Consider the following 24,970-nt stretch of genomic DNA (forward strand, 5'->3'; position numbering starts at 1 on the left):
TATTTCTTAAGAACTATGGAATATTGGTACTTACTATATTGGCTGGAGTTTTGCCAATAGTTCTTCGCTCCTCAAAAACTGCATAACTATGTGAAGATCCATTCGGAAGTATTATAGCAATTAGTATGAGATTTGCTGTGAATTTATGTGGTATTACAGGACTATTTTCTCTTAAGGGTACACCATTTCTATTTGTTAGTTTTAGTGGAGGCTCTTTAATAATTAATTTAATAGAGGGATATTACTTAATATTTCAATTTTCAATAAAATTAAGTTTGATAATTATAATATATAATTTTCTATATGTAATTCTATTTTTTATAAATTATAAAGTTTAACCCCATTGAGCAATCTATGTTCAAATAATTTCTAATTAGGTTTTTAACTGTATGAATATTAATTTTAATACCAAAAAAGGCAGGCATTAATATATGCTTGCCTTCCATTAAAACAACGTGGGGTAAATCATATCCAAGTACTGTCTTCTACGCTCTATTTTTTTACTATTCTAAAACAATTTCTGCTATTTCATTTGCATATTTTTTAGAGTCAAATTCATCATAGTTACTTAGTACCACAACAGACAAAGATTCTTCTGGAAACCGCATGAAGTGTGAACGATAACCTGCCCAGCTTCCTGAATGTTCCAAGTATCGACAGTTAAAACCTTCTGCAATCCTTAGCCCAAAAGCATAATCTTCATTGTCAATAATCGTCTCTCCAGTTGGAGAAATTTTCGGACCTATTTCGCTCATTCTTTTAACAAGGTCTTTTCCACCAACGGTACCTGTAGTTAAATTCTCTCCCCACTTTACCAGATCTTCAACTGTTGCGTGAACTGCCCCATCCCCTGTATGTTCCCAAGGACTTTCATAAATTTTATATGTTCCTTGTTCATTCTTCGAATATCCACTAGTAATTGATATAGTAGCTGGGTAGAAATCTACAATTGTTGTGTTTCTCATATTTAAAGGATCAAAAATACGTTCCTTTGTAAACTGACGTATAGACTTGCCACTTACCTTCTCTATCGCTTGTGATAATAAAAAATATCCTGTATTGCTATACTCAAATTTTGTTCCAACTGGGAACCTTGCGATCTGATGATTTTTAAGGTGTTCTAGCGATTCTTCCACAGTTAATGTATCCGTATATTTAATATTTGCTGCTTTAGCCAATTTCATATAATCAACTAGTCCACCTGTATGATAAATTAGGTGTCTCAATGTTACAGGTTCAGCATATACTCCTATAGATGAGACAAACTTTACAATTGAATCATCTAAACTCAATTTCTTCTCTTGTTCTAAGAGTAATATAGAAAACGCTGTAAATTGTTTAGAAACTGAGGCAATATTAAAAACGTTTTTGGTAGTTATGGGTAGGTTTTCCTCTATAGAGGCTAGGCCAACTGCACCTTTATAAGTTGCTCCGCCATCGAAACTAGCAATATATACAAAGCCAGGAGCTTGTGGTGAAAATTTGTTAAATAATTGTTTAATGGAAGTATGTGTCTTTTCATTATATGTATTATTCATCTCAATCACATACCTTTCACTTAAAATGATTAGAAATATATTGACCTGTTATCTTTCTCATATTGAAATGTTATTCCAAATCTAATTAGTTTTCATAAAATATCTTTTGTTTTCGCTGAAACGGATAAGTTTTAATTTCATCAGTATCTAAATTCTCATGAAATAAGTGAATAGCTATAATTTGTCTACAATCGTAGGTATGGTAATAATATGTACCGGACTCCATACACATTGCGCTTGTATAAATGGTATTATCTAATGTACCTTCTTCCGTTATAACCCCACCTTTTGGAACCTCACAATTTGATAAGATATGAAAAATGGCCGATATTCCCTCTTCTTCGTTATCTATACCTTGTATATTTTGTTTGCCATACGCTGCCCGTACAAACCTTGATGGTGGGGTGAAATCCCCAGGGAGTCCCATCGAACCTGAACCTTGTCCAAAAGCACTTAATGGTACATCCCCCCATTGTGTTGGCGCATATGGCTGCGATTTAAGACCAATATATTGTCTTAAATTTTGTAAATGCCAGTTAAACTCCGGACTATTGGTCATTACCCCAAGAGGATTATCATATATTTTTAATCCTTCAGTTGACGGCTCTAGTACAATACAATCTCCCCATTTATCCGCTAAAATCCAATGGAGCGGTGGAGTAACTCCTACAACAGGTAATGGTACATCCAAAAAGGAAATACTATCTACAGATTTCTTTAACTCTTCGACAGAATTGAATTGTGTGAGACTCCACGCTACAAAATCAAATGGAGCCAAATTCGTTTTATTGTCATCTATACTATTACTATAAGTAGAGAATCCTGGAAAATAGAGTGTTGCACATGTCATACCTGATTCATTTACTCCGTCCGCCAGGATGATCCTTCCTTGATGGTTAATCCCCATCCCGACAACAGCTTGTTTCGTCTCGATAGTTTCACCAGTTATATTGTTCCATTGATAACTTCGAGGAATTATTATTACTTCTTGATTGAAATCTAATGTAAAATCCATCGTTCTTGCAAAAAGATGCTGACCGCTTTTTGTCTGCAGTGTCAAACTAGTACACATAAAGAACACCCCTTTATTAAGTTTATTTGAACAAAAACTCATTTAATTTCTATCCTTAAGTTAATAGGCATATATGGTGACTTCTATTAAAAAATATGGTTACTAATTTTATTTCGATTTTTCTTGCACCCAAGCAGCAATATCATTTATAACATACTCAGGGATATTAGCAGGACTATAATATTCATCTGGTTTACTTAATTCCCCATCTCCTTCTGTAAAGAAGTGATTTAACTTTGGATATAGTCGATAATCAACATTATCTCGTTCTTTTAATTGTTCTTTCCAAAGAGGAATTTCGATTTTTGATTGAACTTGATAGTCTCTTTCTCCTTGAATAATAAGAAGCGGTGTCTTTTGTTCTTTTGACATTTCTGCTGCTTTAATTTTACGGATAGAATCCCAAAATACTGCTGATCCTAAATAAAAATCTTTTGGAGGATTCTGACTAGAGAAATTGGGATCATTTAATAATTCAAATTGCGATTTGTAAAATTTATATTCATCCGCTTTCATTGCTCCAATAGAAAAAAGATACTCAAATTGATCTAAAACAACATCTTGGATCGTACGAGCTGGTCCTCCCATTACAATTGCCCCAGCAATATTTTGATTTTGGTCTTTTTCAATCATTTTTGGAAGCATCATTCCACCTTGACTATGACCAAGGATATAAATTTGATTCTTATCTATCAGAGGTTCATTTTTAAGAAATTGAGTCACAAGAAGAGCATCATCTGTTGTCTCTTTATCAACTGTATAAAAGGGACTGGATTGTGTTTTCAATCCATGTTCATAAGTTCGTTTATTATAGCGAAGGACAGCAATTCCTTTCGAGGCAAGACCTTCAGCTAAATCGCGAAATGGTTTTAAAGCAAACGCCGTTTCATCCTGATCGGTTGCTCCAGATCCTTGCACAAGAATAACAGCTGGGAAAGGACCCTTTCCCTTTGGAACAGATAATGTTCCTGGTAATGGAAACGCACCACTTCCAACTACTACTTCTTTATCAACAAATGATTCAGGCTTACTATATGATGGACGATCTGCAACAGGACTAAACGACATACTAAGTTGAAAATCATCTATTTTTCCAGATGGATCTAGTTTAATTAGTAAAGGTACAGTAAATTGTTCAAAAGCTAATTTAATCTCTACATTTGTATGAACGGAATTTGTTTCTTTTTGTGTTACCTCTCCAATTCCCATAAAAGAACCTGCTTGTAATTGCGCAGGGATTCCCTTCCAATAGCTCTTCAGCCATTCTTCGGATATTACTTTCTGTAATGATCGAGAAGTTAAATCAATTGCAGATTTATAATCTTCTGTATCCATATAACGGATAAATGAAAGGGTAGTAGCTATAACAGGGTTTTCATCTTCAGTATTGTCTATTTTTTTTATATTTTTGTTCGTTTCCTTTAATGTCGAAATAAATTGGTGATTGAACGGATTTTTATATGTACCAGGATATAAGCTTGATTTCAATATATCCGTATTCCGTCCCTCATATAAATTTGAAGAACTCGCGAAATTTTTAGGTGAAATTACCTCCTCCGCATATGAAACCGAGGGAATAGCTATTGCACAAATTGCACTGACAAGTATTAACTTATTCCCTATTCTTTTTTTCGTGCTCATATTTATTGATTCTCCTTTCAAAATTAAATTTTTTTTAATACAGCATGCCATATACTATAAGGAAAATTAAAATTATCAAAGAGATTACTAATCTACTTTATGATCCCCCTAACAGTTTAAAAAGCTATTATAAACAATCTTCAATAAAAGATGCCTTCTCCCTCTTTTTTTATGACTGGATTTTTTGAGTGGATGTGACACCTAATAATCATTGCAGTTTTGTAATATTAATGTTACTAAAATCAATTTCTTCTTTATAAAAAATCCACTATAATTTCCATATACAAAGATAAAGAGAGAGTTATATAAAAAAACATTAGTTATATTATTTGCACTGTTTCCTAGATTTTTCTATAAGATACGAGAGATTTAGAATGGGAACAGAACAATAAAAACCGTAGAAATTAATTATTTCTACGGTTTTTATGTTTACATAAGGCCATATTAATTATTTTACAACAATATAGAATTTACCTGGCATTTCTTCTTGTGCATCTTGAAATGTTATAAAATTATATCTACCTCTTGACCTAACATATTTTCACCTTCTTTTTAAGAATGAGAATACAATAGATATGTTCGAAATACATCTGCACGAATAACTACCCAGGTAGAATCAACCCAATCAATAATTTTTACGTTGTCATTTAAAGATAAACAAAAAAATAGATTACCTGCACTCTAAAAAGTATAGTAAACAGGTAATCTAAGTGTTTTGAGATTAATATAAAACTAATTTATTTTTTGAATTCTTCCATCAATAATAAGCTGAATTGGTTCTTTTGCTTGTTTTATATAATCTACTAATGCTTCAAAATCAGTTGGTCCTGTTTCAGCATCTTTCCCGTTTTTAAAGGACACAAATCCATCTCCACCTGAAGCTAGAAATGCGTTCGCAACGACGCTGTAAGTTTTAGAAGGAATAATTTCTTCTCCATTTGTTAAGCGAATACTTGTGACTTTTTCTCCATTTGGCTTATTCGCATCCCAAGTGTATTGGATCCCTGAAATTTGAAGCATTCTTGTAATGTCTTTTTGCCATTGTTGATTTAAAATATCACGAATGTCTTGACCCGTTAAATTAACTTTTATTAATTGATTTCCGAATGGTTGAATGCCATATATCTCTCCCCATGTAATATCACCAGCATCTAAGTCATTACGAATACCACCAGGGTTCATAAGAGCAATTTGGGATTGCATTCTTGCACGCTGGGCATCAGCAACTAAATTGCCGAGGGTAGATTCACCAGCCGTATTTAGTTTACGATCTAGTGGAGCGGTAGACTTACCAACAACTTCATTGACAAGAGGTGCGATTTTTTCTTGATATTTCTCCATCTTCTTTTTTATTTTTTTATCAGGCTCCATGCCTTCATGGTAGGTTGTAACAATTTCTGCTTTTTTCTCAACAATATCTTGTGTCTTACGATCAATCTTTACATCAACATCAGCAAAAGCCATACCATAAGAATTTGCTTGTACGACAAGTTTATTATTAACAGTTCCATTTACATAGGTGTGGCTATGCCCTCCAAAAATAACATCGACTTCTGGATCAGTCTCATTTGCTAATCGGGCGATATCACCATTTGTTATACCGTTCTCATTTGTTGTACCTCCGTTATGCGCAAGAACAACGATAGATTTAACGCCTAGCTTTTTTAATTGCTTTACGGACTTGTTAATGGCTTCAACTTCATCTGTAATTTCTACATTCTTTAGCATAGTAGGCATAACAAGGTTAGGAACATCTGTTGTTACGACTCCGATAAAGCCAACAGGAACTCCTTGTACCTTTTTTATAGTAAATGGTGGTAAAAATAGACGACCGGTGGATTTATTATAGAAATTTGCGGCAACATATGGGAATTTTGCTCCTTTAAAATTCCCTGTTTTTTCATGGTATCCACCATAAATAAGGCGGTGCATTTCTTCAATGCCTTCATCAAATTCATGATTTCCTATGGTTCCAACATCAAATTTCAAATCATTTAGAAATTCAATCGTGGGTTCGTCTTGTAATAATGCTGAAACTGGAGGACTTGCTCCAACAACATCGCCAGCATGTACCTTTAATGTATTTGGGTTTTGTTTTTCACGATCACGTAAATAAGCCCCTAAGTACTCGATTCCCCCTGCATCTTTATTGTTAATTTTCTTTACAGTGTCTAGTTGCCCATGAAAATCGTTAATACCGAGCATTTGTACATCTATGTAGCGGTTTGGTTCTGTACTTGCTTGAGCTGAAGGCGCAGCAAATACACTTGAAAAAGTAACTGTACTTAATACCAAAGCAACTGGAATGATTTTTTTCAACATAAATCTCTCTCTCCCCTTAACGTAATCTGACATTATACGATATAATCTGACATTATACGATATTATTCTAATAGATTAGGAGGATTATTTCTATAAAAATTCTACTAATTATAATAATTGATAAGATTTTATTGTTTTCCGACAATAGATTCCTCAAAAATGTGAAGGTGTGAAACACCAATTTTAGGGGGAGATGAATATCGGTAGGCTTGAGCCTACATTTTTTGATTAGGATATAAAGGGCCCCCCATGCCAATCAACTTAAGAGACTTAACTACCCCCAAAACGAGAAAATGTACATCTCCAGATGAAATGTACATTTCTTTGTTTTGAGGATTCTTCAAAATATTATCTTGATAGCGATGTGGTGCTACCCCTGATAAATCAAAGATTTCCTGGCATACTCTTAAAATGATTTGTGCACGGATATACTCACTACGTGAAGGTCCAGTAACTATAAAATATACAAAAATTTAGAAATATAATAAACACTCTTATGATTTCCCTTTTTAGCAACTAAATTCGATGTAACTATCCCCAACTATGATTAATCAGTTAAAGAGAACAACCAGTATTGCGAATCCGGCACATGAACATTAAAGGAAAGAAACAGCTAGTATTGGAGATTGAACGAAAAGCAGTAGCGTGGTATCGAAGTTGAAGAGCATAGATTATATTATTTCACTCATACGAACTTTAGTTAAAGAACAAATCATAAAAAAAAAGGCTGTTTGACATATTAGTCATGTAAAATATGTCAAACAGCTTATGTTCTTTAGTTTTTCTAAATTTAGGTCTTGATAATTTTTTTTAAGAACTTATTTATTTGTGATCATTGTCTTTTCTGATGTAAATTATAAAAGTAAGCCTATATCTTTAGCTTTTTGCACGGCTTCATCTCGATTTTTGACTCCTAGCTTCTCATAGAGATTGGAGGCGTAATTTCTTACTGTTCCGTTTGACAAGTAAAGCTTCGAGGCTATTGTTTTATAACGGCTGCCTTGTGATAATAGTTCCAAAATCTCTAGTTCTCGTTTCGTTAATCCATGCTCTTTTCCATCTGATTTTGATTCAAATGATCCTATTTCTTCATTTTCTTTCCACATTCTATGGAACAAGTCATGATTAATCATCGTGCCTCCTCGATAGACTAGACGAATTGATTCAGCTAGTTCACGCGAATCTATGGATTTCAATAAATATCCATCCGCACCATTTCGTATGATTTCCTTTGCCTTTTCTGTATCCTGAAATGTTGACAGAATGAGTACACGAATGTGCGGCCATTTTTCCTTAATCATTTTAGTCGCATGAATTCCATTCAGATTGGGCATCTCTAAATCCATTAATACTACATCTGGTTTTAGTCTTTCACACAATTCCACAGCCCGTTCTCCATCTTCAGCCATTCCCACTACTTGTAAATCCTCCTGTACATCCAAAATTGTATGAAGACTTTCTCGAATAAAAGAATGATCATCTACAATACACAAGCGAATTTGTTCATTAGACAGTTGTACTTGTTTCGGTAATACACATGAAATTAACGTCCCTTCCCCTTTTTTGGAGTAAACAACGACTCTTCCTTGTGACTGACTCACACGCTCTTTCATTGCAGTTAATCCAAAACCATCCGTCCACTCGTCTACCCCACAGCCATTATCCTGTACATCCAATCGTATCTGTTGTGGTTCAAAGTGAAGTGAAACAAGGATTTCTGTAGAATGCCCATGGCGAACAGAATTTGTTAATGATTCCTGCAAGCCTCGATATAGTGTCATTTTTGATTGCTTGGAGACCATATACTCTTCCCCTATTACTCGAGTACGTACAGTTACTTTTGCATGTTTCTTAAATTCCTCTGTCAATTGTTGTAATGTGACAGCTAAGGGAAGCGATTCTTGTGATAAATCCATTTGATGCAAATACAGTCTTACTTCTTCCATACTGTTACGGGCTAATTGTAATAATGAATCAAGCTGTTGCTCCCCTTCTTTAGAATTTAATTCCGTACGTAATGTTTCCATCCCCATAATAATTGAGGTATAGGAATACCCCATCGTATCGTGTAAGTCTTTTGAGAGCCTATCACGTTCCTCAAGTAATGTTATTCGCTCGACTTGGGATATGTATTGTTCCAATACATGTTTCTGGTTCCGAATAGTTTCACTTTGACGGTAATTAATAACCAGTAAACGAAAAAAAGAACCCATAGCAAAGGCTAAACCAATTTGTAGGATGATTACCCATAAATCTGTTACTTTGAAAAATATCGCAATGAGCAACGGGAACAAAATAATTGTGATAGGACCCGACCAGCGGTAAGATTTATGAGCGCTATTTGCCGCAATCATAAAAGTTGGCATTAAAAAAGCAAGATACGCTGACGGAAATAATAAAGTTAAATAGAAACTCACTCCGCCAAATAATATTATTTCAGTAAACAAATAATAGCGATAACTGAACATTAAACAAATCCAAGGTACTGAAAATGAAACTACTTCCCAAAGAATTATGATCCAAAGTGGTACTGTCAAATGATCTTGTTGTTGGATAGTCATTGATATCAATGATAGCCAAATAATAAAACGTATACAAAGTAAGGCCCAATCAAACCAGAACCATATTTTCAAAGTCTTAAACAAATTATCACTCCCTTATAGCTTTAAACATTGTACGTGTATAGATTCCAATTATTCGAACTAAACAGTTTCCAATACATATACGTATCCAGATGAGAATGCATCCAATAATCATGACAAAAAAAGCTTTCGTCCATGAATTCATAGCAATTCCCAATAAGTATATATTAAAATACCTAAAAAGTAAGGGCGTAACGATAAATACTAGCGGCGTTACATACAGTAAAATAGCACATATAAGACTCATTATTCCGATAAAAAATTTCTGCATGAGCCAAAAAATAGCCCTCCAGTTGCTATTATTAAGGATTGTATCTCTCGCTTTAATCCATTTATCTCCCTCCTTTTTTTTCCTTGATTCGAATAACTCTATCGATATATCCGTATAAACCTTCGTTTGAATGCGTTCATACTGAACAAACGTGTGAGTTGTTTGTAGCACCCAAACCAACAAGGGAATACCTAAAAAGATAATCGTCATTACTAATGCAAATGTAATGCTGACCAGATAGAAACAAAAGTAAAAGAATCCGGATACAAAGGTAAATAACAAGAAATAGAAATCTTGCAAAGTCTTTTGAGCTGATGCTTTTGTCATTAAAATCTCTCCTCCTCATTCATTGCTAATGCGTTAAAAGCTGCTCTTTGATTCTAAGTGTTTTTCTGTCACATACGGTAGTGTCAAAATGTCACGGTTTCTATGACATAGCTATTAATACAGCCGTATCCCACTAAATTTTTGTTGTTCTTTATAAATATGACAAAAGTTCACTATCGACTATGACTCGCCGCTTGCTACACTCTGTTCATACACTAACGAGCCGCTAACTCGTTGTGCCAACAAAAAATTTCAAACTAATAAAGGAGCGTACCAAAATGAAAAAAGTAATTAACAAACTGGGGATAGTTGTAATTCTGCTCACTTCTACAAGTATGATTTCTGCTTGTTCCCAACAATCATTAGAAGCTGGAAAATCAAAATCATCCGCAGCCACAATCGATATCCAAAAGACGAGAGCACCCAATAATAAAAAAGAAGTAGAATCTTTTGCTGATTCGTTATTTGAGGAAAAAATGAAGAAGTACAATGTAAACGGTTCCAGTTTTGTCGTCGTTCATGATGGAAAGGTCGTCGTCAATAAAGGGTATGGATATGCTGATAAAGAGAAGAAAATTCCCGTCACTAAGGACACAGTCTTTCAAATTGCTTCAGTCTCAAAAACTTTTACTGCCTTAGCTGTGATGCAGCAAGTTGATAAAGGAAATCTTAAACTAGATCAGGATGTACAACAATATCTCGGTGGATTGAAAATACCTAATAAAACAGGAAAACCCCTTACCTTGTTTAATATGCTTACTTATACCAGCGGAGTAGATTTACCTGATATCACCACGATAACCGGACCCGAATACGTTAATCACAGTATACCGATGAAGGAATTTTTCTCTAAACAAATGCCAACGGTGGTACGGCCGCCAGGAGAATCTTATACGTATGACAACGTTGCATTTGCACTCGCAGGGTTTGCAGTGGAAAATGTTACAAATACACCTTTTTCGCAATATATGGAAAAAAACGTTTTCAAACCATTAGGTATGAAATCTTCAAGTTTGAGCTTTACGCCTAATCTTCTCAAGAGAATGGCTACACATTATGGGCCCACTGGCGATCCAATTCCAACAAGTGGAAACGGTCTAATGGATGCACCACAAGGAGGTATTATATCTACCGGAGAAGACATGTCAAAATACATGATTATGCAGCTACAGAACGGAAAGTTTAAGGGAAAAGAAATTGTAAGTAAAAAAAGCATGGATATGATGCATGCCTATCAAGTTTTTGATGATAAGACCATTCCAGTTGCAACAATTGGATTTGAAACGCCTTTCAATGACTTGGCTAATGGGCAACACGTTGTAATAAAAGGGGGAAGTATGCCGGGACATCAATCAATGATGATTTTAGTGCCTGAGCAGAAAACAGCATTCTTCATGTCTTACAATAATGATTCAACGATGAGTATAGACATGTATGAAGCTCTCATGGATCACTATTTCCCCGCTAAAAAGGGGGAAAAAACTAGATATCTCCCGTTAGAGGAAAAGGGAGCCCAGAAATATTTAGGTTTGTACCAAAACACACGTTTAGCTGCAATTCGCACCCACTTTACCTATGAAAATGGGACTTTGGTCATGGAAGGGGGAATAGCCGGAAAACAAGTTCTCAAAATGATTCATCCGATGTTATTTGAGGATTCGGAAGGAAAAAAGGTTGCTTTCAAAAAAAATGCAGCTGGAGAAATCGTATATTTTCACTACAACTCTCCTAAGAGCCTAGACTTTATGGCTGATGCCCAGAAAATTAACAACAAGCCATCCTTTGCGGATGTCCCGCAAAAGAGTAACTATAGAAGCCATATCGATAATCTTCATACTTTAAACATCATGGATGCTAAAACGGGCAATATATTCGAACCAATGGGCACTATGACACAAGGAGAATTTGCTGATTCCTTGTTGCGTGCACATGGGTGGAGTGCTTTTCCAGACGAATCCAATGAGGCCAAGGAGAAATTTATAATAGGTATTCCTGGATATGACCGTACAGCTCCGATTACCCGACAGATCGCAGCAACCATGATTCAAAATTTAAAGCAGATTCAACCTGACCAAGCTAAGAAAGTTAAATTACTTGATGCTGCGGATGACTGGGCAGTCCAATCTATTCAAGCACTTGCTTCTCAAGGAATCGTAGACCCTGATACTTTGATCAACGCTGATGGATCCTTTATTTTCCGTCCGAAGGATCTGTTACTGCGCCAAGAAGCAAGTGCCTTGCTCGATTTAGCTTTTGGTTATTATGCCCTACCTATTATACAGAAGTAGGCATTCATACAAACACGAATTATGGCAAACATTTAGGATGGGTGTTCCATCTGTATTAAGCCAAAGCAAAAAACAAATTTCGATTATTTAAAACCATTATGGGACAATAACTCATAAAAAAGCAGTAAAATAAATAACCGGTTTCTTAAGGTACAGGGAACCGGCTATTTTTTGTCTAAACATACAATCTTCTTTTTGATATAGTTCCCACACATACATCAACTTAAGAGTTTTGACTATCCCTAATAAGAACCTAGTATCTTCATGAAGTTCTTGAAAATCTCAAATCTAACTACCTTAAAGTTATCGTTTTATCAAAAATTGCAAAGTTTATTACAAGTGGACCGAAAAATAACGAACCCTTGCGTTACTTCTAGTGGATTTCACCTAATCGAATTATAAATACGCCTTCGTAATGGTACTCTGCTTCTTATCAATTTAAATGTGTTTTTATTCTGAATGCAGGAAGCAAGTGTTCCTCTCTCACATAAAAAATGGAAATCGAAGCAAAAAAGCCGACACCCCCTTAAATAAAGGGCACGATGTCGACTTTAAACTTAACGGCCAAATTCTTTATTGAAAATTTTATCCCGCCCCACCATAACTTCCGGACCTACTGTGTTTATGGAAGTTACTAAAATATGCTCCCCTCTTAGAGAGCCACCAACTCTAGATTCAAATCCGAAAGTACCGCCGGCATGCCCCCAATATGATTGCCCATCCGGTGTCTTTTCTTCATAAATTCCTAGCCCGACTTTACCAATAGGTGAATCTACTGTTGTGAGCATCTGGTCCATCATCTCTTGATTTAGAAGCTTTCCGCCCAACAGCGCACTGAAGAAAGTAGTTAAATCTTTGACAGATGAAACCATATTTCCCGCTGCATTTGCCCATGATTGATTTATTTCTGTCAAATCATACAAATGACCCGATCTGTCCATATTATATCCTGTAGCATGCTCCCCTGGTATATGAGGATTTGCTTCCATTACAAATGTTTCTTTTAGCCCAAGTGGTTCGATGAAGCGTTTTCTGATTTGTTCTGCATACGTATCTCCCGTTACTTTTTGAATAATTTGACCAGCTAGCACCGTATTGGTATTTGAATAGTCCCAACCCTCTCCTGGTGCAAATACAGGCTGCTTAGCAAGTCCCAAGCCGATCAGTTCATCAGCTGTATAGTAACGATATGGATTTTGAGGCAAGGTAATATCTCGTATATCCAAATCTGTATAGGATGCTATCCCGCTTGTATGATTTAGTAACTGACGAATCGTAATTTTGTTACCGTCATAACCATTACCCTTTACGACCCCCGGTAGCCATTTTTCAACAGAATCATCAAGGTTTAATTGTTTCTCCTCAGCCAACTGTAGTATAACTGAAGCTGTGAACGTCTTCGTGATGCTTCCGATACGAAATGAAAAGTTCGGTTCCACTGCGCGTGGTACCTCGTAACTCGCTATCCCTGTAGCATAAGACCAGTGCTTGCCGTCTTTTAATCCACCTGCTATGACACTTGGGATTTTTTTATTAGTTACTACCTGATCGATTACGTATTTGACTTCTTCTCGATGGTTCCTTTTCTTTTCTTTATCCATAAGTCCTTTCTTAATTTTCCCTGTAAATTCTGACACTAAAATATTATTAATATGTTTTTCTGCTCCTAGTACATTGATGTTTATTGAAATGACATGTTGACCATCTTCCGTTCCACCTGCAAAGTTAGTAAATCCGGGAATGCCACCACCATGCCCCCATACTTCGGTACCGTCCGGCAATTTTGTTGCATGTAAGCCAAGCCCATACTTTCCTAATGGTGAATCAGCTGTACTAGTCATCATTTCTTTTTTCATCTCTGGTGTCAACAACTTTCCACCTAATAATGCGCGGAAAAACGTCGTCAAGTCTTCTCCTGTCGAGATCATTTCACCGCCTGCATTAGCAAATGATGGATTAAGCACTGTAATATCTACTAATTTATCACCCGTATTTAAGTAGCCTCGAGCGTTTTTTTTCGGGATATCCATCGAGCTTCCAGGAAGGACTGTATCTTTAAGTCCGAGTGGCTCAATAATTCGTTTCTTAATCTGTTCGGCATATGTCTCCCCAGTAACCTTCTGGATAATACGCCCCACAATAACTGTATTTGTGCTCGAGTATGCCCAACCCTTTACTGGTTCTAATTCCAAAGCGCGAGCAATTAACTGCTCAGGTGTATAATTTTCACTTGGATTTTCAAGTAATTTATTCTTAAGCTCTGGAGTCAAGAAGTCCGGAATTCCGCTCGTATGATTTAATAATTGTCGGATTGTAATTTTGTTTCCATCATACCCGTTCTCCTTTAAGAGCCCCGGCATCCATTTCTCTACCGTGTCATCGAGACTTAGCTTCTTCTCTCCAGCAAGCTGTAATATAACTGTCGCGACAAACGTCTTCGTTGTACTTCCAATCCTGAAGGCAGAATCAGCATCCACCTTATGATTTCTCTCAATGTTTGCTTCACCAGAAGCATATGACCAGTTTGCATCTCCAGTTTTCACGGAAACAATAACACCTGGAATATTATCAGTATTAGCTGCTTTATCAACAGCCTGTTGGGTGTGAGTCTTTTTATACACTGCGTTTACATTTCCATTAGTAGGTAATACTAGCGCTCCAGCCAGTATAGTCGCTGTTAAAGCAATTGTTGTTCCTTTTTTTGTGATGAATGACTTCATAGCACATCTCTCCTATTATTTTAAAATTTTCTGTTGCTTCACTCCCTCACCTTAACTTCAAATTTGTTAAATAACATAGTGATAAAACAACTAAATATTTCATGACACCATGCGTAAATATGTCATATAAATCGTATGATAATCTGTCACCTATATCATGTGACAGATTTAACAGCTATTCTATGACTTTCCTTCCTCTTTTTATTGACGTATTGAAAGTTATGTTACATGATAAATCTGAATACTTAGTAAATTAACCTCAAAATAATACAAGTAGGTGTGCATAATCTATGTTCTCAATAATAAAAAAATGGTTTTGGTATGATTGGATATTTGTAACTGTTCGAACATTTTGGCTGTTCGTAATTATAAGTGCTGATTTTATATATCCATCATTAATCAATGCGTCATTTGGGATTGTACTTTCTCTTGCTATAGTTGTTTATCTTGCTCCATTAATCGTCCGATATAAGAAAGAGGATTGGTATCTTGCGGTCGATGTCACGGCATCAGGCTTATTTTATCTTTATTTAGCTTACGTAGCACCGGGATTGCTCTGGTCTTTCGTTTTACTCGTGATGATTATCGGTTTAGCAAACATTCATAAAAACTATGTATGGACAGGTATCTTCTGTGGAATTGTATTCCCAGCATTGAACAGTTGGATCGCTAATCAGCTCCCATATGAGTCTATCTTTAGCTGTAGCCTTGGTTTTGTCATTGGGATGGCATTTAATATATTAATTCAGTATCATAAGCAAGCCCAAATTATACAAGAGCAGAAGCTGCTACTGGAGCAACATATTAGGCGGATTGAGGAACTTACGCTAATAGAAGAACGCAACCGACTGTCACATGAGCTGCATGACACAATCGGCCATACTCTTACCTCCCTCATTGTGGGTGTCGAATCACTGCGAACCTCAGTGCCAGATTCGCAGTTTGAGAGAATTGATTCACTCGTCGGTATTGCCCAAAACAGTCTGAATGATATCCGAAAACATCTTCATCAGCTCTCTCATAATCCATTAAATCATTTGTTAAGTGGATCATTGAGAGAATTAACCGAAGAATTTATGAGGTCTACAGGTACAACGGTTACATTCCGTGTGATTGGCAATGAAACTCTAGTAATACAAAAAATAAACTTTTGCCTATACCGTTGTCTTCAAGAGTCACTTACAAACGCGGTTCGACACGGCAAGGCAAGCTCGATAGCCGTTCAACTGCACTTTGATAGGCAACAGATCCGGTTACAGATTGAGGATAACGGCATCGGAATGAAAGAAATTCAATTTGGATTTGGACTCAATGGTATAAAGGAACGGCTTGAATACTATCACGGCACATTGTCGGTTTATTCTGAAGCTGAGCAAGGAACATTTATCATATGTAATATACCGTTGCAGACAGATCCTGCACATGATAGAATCCACCTGTTAATCGTTGATGATCAGACACTTATTACCGACAGTTTGGAGCAAGTTTTGGATCAGCATGCTGATTTTACCATCGTTGGTAAGGCAAAGGACGGGCTCGAGGCATTAGAATATTGTGAGCAGTTCCCTCCTGATATCGTACTAATGGATATTCGCATGCCGGGAATGGACGGACTTGAGGCTTTAGTTGAGATGAAACAGAGATGGCCTAATATTAGGATTGTGCTCATGACAACATTTGAGGATTCCTTACAGGCGGCAACTGCATTGGAGCATGGAGCGGAAGGCTACGTGCTAAAGTCAATTCATCCACGTGAGATGATAGAAATTTTGAAACTTATTTATAATGGAGGAACCTGGATTAATCAATCTGTCGCTACGCGAATCTTCGAAGAAATGAAGCGTCAACGCGAGCAACTGGAAAAGGTCAGCTCAAGTAAGGAAAACTACCCGTATGGACTTACGAAACGCGAGATGGAAATTTTGGAACATCTGTCGTACGGGCTTCGCTACAAAACAATTGCTTCTAAGCTGTTTTTATCGGAGGGAACGATACGCAATTATTGCTCAAATCTTTACTCGAAGCTCGGCGTCAACAATCGCGAAGAAGCAATTAAAATGGCGCGAACAAAGAATATATTATAGATGCTGCAGGACTTTCCAATGGTACTCAAGTTTTATATTCTTTTGATATATTTACGCCTGCTTCGCCAATTAATGAGCCTATCTTTCCGAGGAAAAAACTTATGGAAGTTCGGACGGAAGACGAAAATATTTCATTATGCAGTATAAATCCCCTTACATTATATATAAGGGGATTTGTACGATAGCTATTAGTGATTGGAGTGTTTTTATATGCAAACGATGAATATTTACCTTTATGTTTTTAATAAAATGTCAGACTAGGAATATGGATATTAAAATGCTGATTGAAACTCGAGAAGAGATTAAATACTTACTTTCACATATGAAATCAGGCTCGTTACTCCCGCATGTAGAATGTATTTATTTTAAAAGTAATGTAAAGCCATTAACTTTTCACGCAGATTATGAATGTAAACAAAAAGTAGTTTAAATAGCTCCAGACGCTTATATGAGACAAGAAGAGCTTTTATTGATGTAGTTGAGATGGACTCACTTTTTGGATTTGAACAAGTATATCAAATGCTTTACCTAATGATATATCAACAGTTTTTGGTATATCAGGTCCTTCGGTAGTTATTCCAGGAAAAATTGGATGTTGTTCGTTTAACCAGGTTTTTGTCACTCCGTTTGCCTTACGCAAATCAATAAAAAATTGATCTTTTTTGACTTGTCCAAAGATGTAATTATAACTGTTTGGATCATCTGATTTTAATGTTCCATATGGACCAAATTCGCGGTTGCTATTATATACATTATATCGTCCTTCATAAACAGATGTTCCAATAGACACATACCGTTTCCCATAATATTCTGCCAAATGCTGCCCAGCTAATTTAGGATATATAAAAGGAATCATATTTGTTTTCGAAACGTGTCCATTATGTCCCCATACAATGGTTTTTCCTAAATGCTCTTCTGTCCACTTCGCATTTTCATACATTGCGATATCATGTTTCAAAAAAAGTTCTGATGGTTTATCAGGAGGTGACGCTAACATTGTAGTAAATTGCTCAATAATACGGGCATTTTGTTTTATCCATGCGAACTCTTTCGATTTTCCATTTAGATTACTTTTATTTTGTTCTAATAAAGCACTGATTTGTTTAGCATCTGAATTAAACTTTTCTTTCTTTTCTTTCGTAAGGCCGCCAAAGGTATCCATATCCTTTGTTACAGGAATAAGGCCTCTTATCTTCTCTTCTAAACTAGGCACAAGCTCTGAATTGTTTCTTTTTACATATTCTATTATATTGTTATAAACATTTTCGTTTACTGATTGTATATCCATCCCAATGACACGCACTTTAGATTTATGTTTTGGATTAGCATTATATTGTTTTATCCAATTAAGCATATTTAATATTTCTTTCGTGTTAAATTCAGGTGTTAAATGTTGGCTTGGGTTTCCTTTACCAGTAAGAACATATCGATCAAGTTCCAAAGCCCTGTCCCATCCCTCTTCTAATACTAAGTTGATAAAACCCTTTTCAGATACTAAATAATTAACAATGCGGTGTTTCATTGTAAAAACTTCATGAGCTCCATGCGTAGCTTCACCTAAACCTACGATTGAAGCTGATCCTACCATATTCTTAAGTGGTTTCAAATCATTAAGAGGTGCAGTTGGATTAGTTGTTTTTAAAGGCTTTGCATGTGCTTCTAACCATTCTACTATTTGATTTGTATTGTAGGGAGCTGTAACAGAAACTTCTGTTTTCAAGTCTGCATAAGTACTTCCTACAAAATTAGTCAGTGATATAGCAAAAGCACCAATTGCAATAATTATTTTCTTTTTCATAAAAACCTCCTGAAATACTTATTTATTAGTTTTTTGACATGCTCTATGAACTTCCGTTTAAATCATTAACTCTCTTCTTACTGGTAGGATAAATTTATTCTAGTTCCTAAAACTCACATATTTCTTAATAGATTCTTAAGAAACCCTTAATTCACTCATACCAATATAAAAAACCAAATAACCTTCCATCAAAAAATAAATAGAGCAGGTTATTTGGTTTTTCATTTCGCAAGTTTAGAAAAATTGCAACGTGACCTCTTGAAAGAAATGAACTACGTTGCAGAAGGAGTTATATCCACAGCTGTAATTTTACAAGTTGAAATAGCGAATCTAAAGAATCTAGTTTGATTTAAGGGTATTGGCAACGTATCTATCACTAAACCAAGAGCTTGTTGATCAATTATAATAACCTGCATTTCTCTCCACTATCCCTTGAAAATTTGCATAGTTTGTATGAATTCTAAATCTAGTAGAATGCACTCTATCATATAAAAATAATGTAGGTTAATAAACAGAGAGCGTATTTATAGTAGTGGAAAACTACTAAGAAACGTAAATGAAAAACAGTTCAAAACCAAGGGTAATACGAAAGTATAAGAAAGGCGATAAAGTCATGCACGTAATAAGGGCTACGTTCTATAGGGATGGGTAGAAATATCATTTGCTTGTAGCTTTAGGGATATGGATGGCATCGCAACTTCACCCACAGTAGCTCTAACAAAAGATGAACAAAAGCGAATAGTAGATGCTGCACGAATGAGTGAGCCGTTTAATTAAGTAAGAGGGGTCACCATACATGCCCATCAACTTAAGAATTCTAACTACCCTCAAGTGTAAAAGAACGTTATTCTTTCTAAACAAGCTAAATAGGAAAGGATAATATTTTTTATAAATCTCTCAATTCAAGATGAACTACAGCCATTTGCGGAAGAATTACAACGATATGCTACACCTGTATTTTTAGAAGTACTCGCAAGATAAATAGGATTTATAAAGCGAAAACGTAAGTTTTCAGGATCAAACTTAGCTACTATTTGTATTTAGATCAGTCAGCGAGTGGCAAGTGATCCCTTAGTCCGATTATGCAGTAGGCTTCATGCAGCTACTGGTACTTTAATCAGCCCTGAGGGCTTAAATAAACGTTTAAATGCTAAAGCAGTTTTGTTTTTAAAACATATTTTTAATTTACTGATACAACAAAAAGTATGTGAACAAACACAAATTTCTAACCATCTCTTCTCTTATTTCCAACGAATTCGTATTCTAGATGCCACCGTATTTCAAGTGCCCAATGCTTTAGAGAATGTATAGCCAGGCTCTGGGGGATGCGCCCAAACAGCCAGAATCAAAATTCAATTAGAATATGATCTGCACAGTGGAGAATTTCTTAACTTTCAAGTCGGGCCAGGAAAAAATAATGACAAAACATTTGGTACGGAATGCTTAGACACCTTACGACCAGGAGATTTATGTATTCGTGATTTGGGTTATTTTTCATTGGAAGACTTAGATCCGATGGATCAACGAGGTACATACTATATTTCTTGTTTAAAATTAAATACGAATGTATATATGAAAAATCCAAACCCAGAATACTTTAAAAATGGTGCAATTAAGAAGCAATCGGAATACATACAAATCGATGTGAAACAGATTTTGAAACAACTACAGCCAGGAGAAACATTTGAATTAAAACACGCTTATATTGGTGATAAGCAACAACTGTTTGCGCGCGTTATTTTTAATCGATTAACAAAAAAACAACTTCAAAAACGACGAACAAAGATAAGAAATGGTGCCCGTGGCACTTGCGTTTTCGTTTCATTCCGCCTGCTTCTATGCATGGGTGTATATGCTCTTGGTCTCCCAAAATGAAAGGGAATATTATATGGATTTTTTTATTTAAAGTTATATGGTTTTAGAAATAACAAGTAGGAATTTATGGTAAAATAGTAAATGTTTTCGAATAAGGGAGTGGAGGGGTTTTAATTGAAACTTAGAAAGTTTTTTATGCTTTGTTTTTTGTTTATATTCACATTAACTATTGTGACTGGTTGTAGTTCTTCACAAAGTTCCACAGCTGTAAAAAATGGAAAGGCATCGTCGTCTTCGAAGAATGTGGAAATTGAAGTAGAAAATGTTGAATACGTATTACCATTAAGTGGGTTAACGGGAGGAATAAGTAAAGATAAAGTATTAAAATTCAAAGTGAGTGTGAAAAATAAAGGGGATGAAATGTTAGAGATATCACCCTATCTCTTTACACTATATCAAGGTGATGAAAAAATGAAGAAATATGATAAGGCCGATTCAGATAAATTACGCTTAATAGAATTAGAACCTGGTAAAAAAGTATCGGGGACCCTATACTACGAAGTGAATAAAGCCTCATCATATGAGCTTGTTTATTCCAATGAGGAAACAAAAAAAAGAGACGAGAAAATAGAAACAGTTTCTTTCAAAATTGATACGAAAGAAATAGAAAAAAATACAAAAGACTTAAATAAACCAGCTGAAGCTCTAAAAGCCTATATAAATGCTATTTATTATGATAAAGATATAGACAAGATTAATAAGTTATCCGGCGAAGATGGCAAGCAATTTACTGAGAATATACTAAAGGAATTTAAAAAAGATGCAACGTCCAGTACATATAATGAAATTAGTGACCAAGAATTTGAAAGTTATTATAAAAAGTTGAAATCTGTACTACAGGAAAAAGTTACATTTAAAGTAAAATCAGTAGGTTCTTCACCTGAGGAAGATAAAGTTGAAGTAGAATTAAAAGTGAAACCCTTATTATTAAGTGAATTGCAGCCAAAATTAAATAAGGAAAATGAAAGATTACTAAGTGAAAATCCAGGAATCGAACAGTCAAAATTATTTAGTCAATCGTTTGATTACCTTATATCCATATTGCCAGAAGCAAAAGTTTCAGATAAAGAAAAAGTAATAAAGGTTGAGATGGAGCGATACGGAAAAGACCAATGGCGCTTTTCAAAAGATAAAGTAAGCGATGCAGAGGACATAATGGAAATAATGGGAGAATTTTTAAAACAATAGAAAGATATAAACGAAAACGAAGTTTGCAACAACCAAACTTCGTTTTTTTGACGTATAATGAATTACAACAATTACTAAAGATTGCATAAAATCCATCTGCAATCATACCAACTTTTTATCTATTAAAAAACTTTGCAACAGAACGCTCTGAAGCAAAGTTTCCACTTAACTTAGTGCCTAGTTTAGTGTATCATCTCCAATTGCTGCATAATTTTTCTGTCTAACTTTTTGGGTTTAGTTCATTGTATTTTCTATTTTGTCTTTATATACAACATATTCTTTCCCATCTACTACTGCTACCACAGCAAATTCATCTTTTGGATTGAATGAAAGCCAGTCAGCCCACATATTTGTATTTGGTCCTCCACTCCACATATTATGAACAGTGTTTTTAGTTAAATTCATAACTTTATAAGACGCATTTGGTGCATTTGTTCCAGTCTTTATTTCAAATGTATATGCGTTATGAATTTTTTTATAAAAGTAGAAAACGTTTGATGGACGAAGCTGATTTATAAAATCCTGTTCTTTTTTCTCTGCAATTTTTATCCCTTCTTGTAATGTGACAACATCAGTTCTTAATGTTTTCCAACTGTCTTTCGCTGCATTCAAGTTAGGGATTAAGAATTTATATCTATTTTGATCAGCTTTTTGATCAGCTTTATCAATATGTCCCAGTACGCCAGTATATTGAGAGTCTAAATCATCCCATTGCGTGGACATATAAGTAAGAGCAGTAATAGCATTATCAATCGCACTATGCATATCACTAATATTATGAAACGCAACTCCAACCACACGATTTAATGTTATTTTATAATCTACATTCTGACGTAATTTTGCTAATTCCGGCTCTAGCCAGCCTAACTTACCTCTTGCATCACCTATCATTATACCACCAGCAATCAATGTGGGCAGAAAGGGGATTTTCACCATGTCCAATCCCTTAGATTCTATGTCTTTCTGATAGTTTACTTGCCCTAAAAGGTCCTCTAGTCGCTTTTGATCATCCTCAACCGCAGCTCCTTGGCTTTTTAAAATAGACTGCAAGAGATTTTTATTACTTCCAAATGCTCTAACATCTTGTCCAATATTTTCATTTAAATTAGTTAATTCTTCTATTAATGCTTTTGCAGATTTTTGATTTTGTTGAATTTCCCCCCGTAAATCTGTAATCCCTTTTTTTAAAGTATCTCCATTCCCAGTATTGATCGCCTCTACTAATGTTTCATAATGATTTTTAAATTTTTTATCGTATTCAATAATGCCTGTCAATGTATCTAAAAGCTGCTTTTTTACTTGCGTATTCCATGTAACTGCATGTGCTCTTGCATTCTTTTGATCTTGTACAATTTTACTAGGTAAATCTTCATAGCCATTAATAGTAATTCCTTCAAAACTCACATCAGGGTTATTGATTAACAAATAAGAATATTCATTCATAGATTTCAAAAATAAAACAGCATCTTGCAAAGATTTTTTCATCTGTTCTTCATTTGCTGAAAGAGACATATTTCCATTGTTAGTTTGTACAATTTCACTTGCAAAAGCTGCTACTGGTGTGACTACATAAGTAGTTGTAATAGTTAACAACGTTGATATAGCGAGTATTTTGTAAGGGATTTTTTTCAGCATTTCATTTTCCTCCTATATAGGGTTTGATTTCAAGTTCTATTCTTCTTTAAAAGCAATTTCTTTCGAAATGAGTTCTACATCTTTAATGAGTATCATTCTCACTTTCTTTAGCAGCCTTTAAATCATCAAGTATTAAAGAGAATCTATATTGTTTCATAGAGTCGATATTACCAAGCAAATCTATATAATCTGTCCCCAATTAATCGCTTCTGTTGCAAATTTTTAAAAAACAAGTAAAATTGCAAGGTTATCTTTTTATTTTGGATGAAACTTATATATAAGTGAAAGGCGAAGTCATTAATGAGACTCCGCCTTTCTAATGTATAAGGATTTATTAATTGTCGCATTACTATTTAACAACGTAATCATAGATTCTATATGTTTTAGGTGACTTTGCAACAAAACTAATATTTTCTTATTTTTGCGGAGTAACAGGCTCCACTTTTAATTCTTTGATTCCTTCTTTTAAAGTGACCGCATCTGTGTGCAATGTTTTCCAACTGTCTTTCGCTGCATTCAAGTTAGGTTTTAAGAATTTAAATTTATTTTGATCAGCTTTTTGAGATGCAGTTTCAATATGTCCAAGTACTCCCGAATATTGAGAATCTAAATCATGCCACTGAGTGGACATATAAGTAAGAGAATTAATAGCATCATCAAGTGCCTTATGCATCTCACTAATATTAATATACGCAACTCCAACTACACGATTTAATGTTACTTTATAATCTACGGTCTGACGTAATTCTGCTAATGTAGGCTCTAACTTAGATAAATTACCTTGTGCTCCGAGTACTATTAGACCACCAATTAACGGTAGGCCAAAAAGGGCACCCTTCATTACATTAAATCCATCAGATTCTAATTGTTTATAATAATTTACTGATCCTAAAATTTCATCTAGACGTTTTTGATCGGCCTCAACATCAGCTCCTTGGTTTTTTAAAATCGATTGCAAGAGATCTTTATTACTTCCAAATGCTCTAACATCTTGTCCAATAGCTTCTCTTAATTTAGTTAATTCTTGTATTAACTGTTGTGCAGACTTTTGGTTTTGTTGAATTTCACCTTGTAAATCTGTAATTCCTTCTTTTAAAGTTTCTCCATCCCCTGCATTTATAGCATCTACCATTGTTTCATAATAATTGTCAAATGTTGTGTCGTATTCAACAATGCCTGTCAATGTATCTAACAGCTGTTTTTTTACTTGTGTATCCCATGTAAGAGCATGTGCTCTTGCATTCTTTTGATCTTGTACAATTCTACCAGGTAAATCTACATATCCATTAATAGTAATTCCTTCAAAGTTCACATCTGGATTTTTAATTAACATATAAGAATAGGCATTCATAGATTTTGCAAATAACCCAGCCTTTTGCAAAGTTTCTTTCATCTTCGTTTCATTTGCTGAAAGAGACGTATCTCCATTGTTAGTTTGTTCAATTCCACTTGCAAAAGTTGCTACTGGTGAAACTACATTAGCGGTTGTAATAGTTAACAACGTCGATACAGCGAGTAGTTTATAAGGGATTTTCTTCATCATTTCATATTCCTCCTATATAGGTCTTA

At 35.0% G+C, this 24,970-nt stretch carries 13 protein-coding genes and 5 pseudogenes; 7 read left to right on the forward strand and 11 right to left on the reverse strand.

Translation table 11 applies throughout. From position 1 onward, the window contains the following. Nucleotides 1-26 precede the first annotated feature (26 nt). Nucleotides 27-295: pseudogene (locus QCI75_RS28025) on the forward strand (cell division protein FtsW); the annotation flags it as partial. Nucleotides 296-503: 208 nt separating this feature from the next. Here QCI75_RS28025 and QCI75_RS28030 read toward each other — a convergent pair. From QCI75_RS28030 to QCI75_RS28060, 7 genes and pseudogenes are all read right to left on the reverse strand, one after another. Beyond that, on the reverse strand, nt 504-1,538 hold the full coding sequence (locus QCI75_RS28030) for a serine hydrolase domain-containing protein (protein WP_353761793.1): 1,035 nt from the start codon (nt 1,536-1,538) through the stop codon (nt 504-506). 85 nt (nt 1,539-1,623) lie between these two features. After that, nucleotides 1,624-2,610, reverse strand: a complete 987-nt coding sequence (locus QCI75_RS28035) for a choloylglycine hydrolase family protein (RefSeq protein WP_353761794.1) — start codon at nt 2,608-2,610, stop codon at nt 1,624-1,626. A 108-nt stretch (nt 2,611-2,718) separates the two neighbouring features. Further along, a complete protein-coding gene (locus tag QCI75_RS28040; protein ID WP_353761796.1) occupies nt 2,719-4,251 on the reverse strand; it encodes an alpha/beta hydrolase in 1,533 nt (510 codons plus the stop codon). A 561-nt stretch (nt 4,252-4,812) separates the two neighbouring features. After that, nucleotides 4,813-4,899 (reverse strand): annotated as a pseudogene (locus tag QCI75_RS28045) (aminoglycoside phosphotransferase family protein); the annotation flags it as partial. 84 nt (nt 4,900-4,983) lie between these two features. Then, nucleotides 4,984-6,573, reverse strand: a complete 1,590-nt coding sequence (locus QCI75_RS28050) for a bifunctional metallophosphatase/5'-nucleotidase (protein WP_353761797.1) — start codon at nt 6,571-6,573, stop codon at nt 4,984-4,986. 854 nt (nt 6,574-7,427) lie between these two features. Beyond that, nucleotides 7,428-9,218, reverse strand: a complete 1,791-nt coding sequence (locus tag QCI75_RS28055) for a response regulator (RefSeq protein WP_353761799.1) — start codon at nt 9,216-9,218, stop codon at nt 7,428-7,430. 4 nt (nt 9,219-9,222) lie between these two features. After that, nucleotides 9,223-9,813 carry a sensor domain-containing protein gene (locus tag QCI75_RS28060; protein ID WP_353761801.1) on the reverse strand — a complete coding sequence of 197 codons (591 nt, stop codon included), beginning with the start codon at nt 9,811-9,813 and terminating at the stop codon, nt 9,223-9,225. Between the two features lie 278 nt (nt 9,814-10,091). On the opposite strand from QCI75_RS28060, the gene QCI75_RS28065 reads away from it, so the two are divergent. Then, entirely contained in the window at nt 10,092-12,101 is a 2,010-nt protein-coding gene (locus QCI75_RS28065) for a serine hydrolase domain-containing protein (protein WP_353761802.1), read from the forward strand. 557 nt (nt 12,102-12,658) lie between these two features. On the opposite strand, the gene QCI75_RS28070 is transcribed toward QCI75_RS28065, so the two are convergent. Continuing rightward, nucleotides 12,659-14,821: a serine hydrolase domain-containing protein gene (locus QCI75_RS28070; RefSeq protein ID WP_353761803.1), complete on the reverse strand. Its 2,163-nt coding sequence runs from the start codon at nt 14,819-14,821 to the stop codon at nt 12,659-12,661. 290 nt (nt 14,822-15,111) lie between these two features. On the opposite strand from QCI75_RS28070, the gene QCI75_RS28075 reads away from it, so the two are divergent. Both QCI75_RS28075 and QCI75_RS28080 read left to right on the forward strand, forming a co-directional pair. Further along, a complete protein-coding gene (locus QCI75_RS28075; protein ID WP_353761805.1) occupies nt 15,112-16,905 on the forward strand; it encodes a response regulator in 1,794 nt (597 codons plus the stop codon). 283 nt (nt 16,906-17,188) lie between these two features. Further along, nucleotides 17,189-17,332, forward strand: a pseudogene (locus tag QCI75_RS28080) (helix-turn-helix domain-containing protein); the annotation flags it as partial. A 39-nt stretch (nt 17,333-17,371) separates the two neighbouring features. On the opposite strand, the gene QCI75_RS28085 reads toward QCI75_RS28080, so the two are convergent. Continuing rightward, nucleotides 17,372-18,703 (reverse strand): erythromycin esterase family protein, encoded by a 1,332-nt coding sequence (locus tag QCI75_RS28085; protein WP_353761806.1) that lies wholly within the window; start codon nt 18,701-18,703, stop codon nt 17,372-17,374. Between the two features lie 888 nt (nt 18,704-19,591). On the opposite strand from QCI75_RS28085, the pseudogene QCI75_RS28090 reads away from it, so the two are divergent. The 3 genes and pseudogenes from QCI75_RS28090 to QCI75_RS30630 form a co-directional block, all read left to right on the forward strand. Then, nucleotides 19,592-20,489, forward strand: a pseudogene (locus QCI75_RS28090) (IS4 family transposase); the annotation flags it as partial. A 203-nt stretch (nt 20,490-20,692) separates the two neighbouring features. Further along, nucleotides 20,693-21,766, forward strand: coding sequence for a DUF5105 domain-containing protein (locus tag QCI75_RS28095; RefSeq protein WP_353761808.1), 1,074 nt, complete (start codon nt 20,693-20,695; stop codon nt 21,764-21,766). A 5-nt stretch (nt 21,767-21,771) separates the two neighbouring features. Continuing rightward, nucleotides 21,772-21,855 (forward strand): annotated as a pseudogene (locus QCI75_RS30630) (IS6 family transposase); the annotation flags it as partial. 145 nt (nt 21,856-22,000) lie between these two features. Here QCI75_RS30630 and hblB read toward each other — a convergent pair. Both hblB and hblA read right to left on the reverse strand, forming a co-directional pair. Continuing rightward, nucleotides 22,001-23,401 (reverse strand): hemolysin BL regulatory component HblB, encoded by a 1,401-nt coding sequence (hblB, locus tag QCI75_RS28100; RefSeq protein ID WP_353761809.1) that lies wholly within the window; start codon nt 23,399-23,401, stop codon nt 22,001-22,003. Nucleotides 23,402-23,816: 415 nt separating this feature from the next. Continuing rightward, nucleotides 23,817-24,944 carry a hemolysin BL binding component B gene (gene hblA / locus QCI75_RS28105; RefSeq protein ID WP_353761810.1) on the reverse strand — a complete coding sequence of 376 codons (1,128 nt, stop codon included), beginning with the start codon at nt 24,942-24,944 and terminating at the stop codon, nt 23,817-23,819. Nucleotides 24,945-24,970 lie beyond the last annotated feature (26 nt).

The organism is Bacillus cereus group sp. RP43 (assembly GCF_040459645.1).
Lineage (GTDB): Bacteria > Bacillota > Bacilli > Bacillales > Bacillaceae_G > Bacillus_A > Bacillus_A mycoides_C.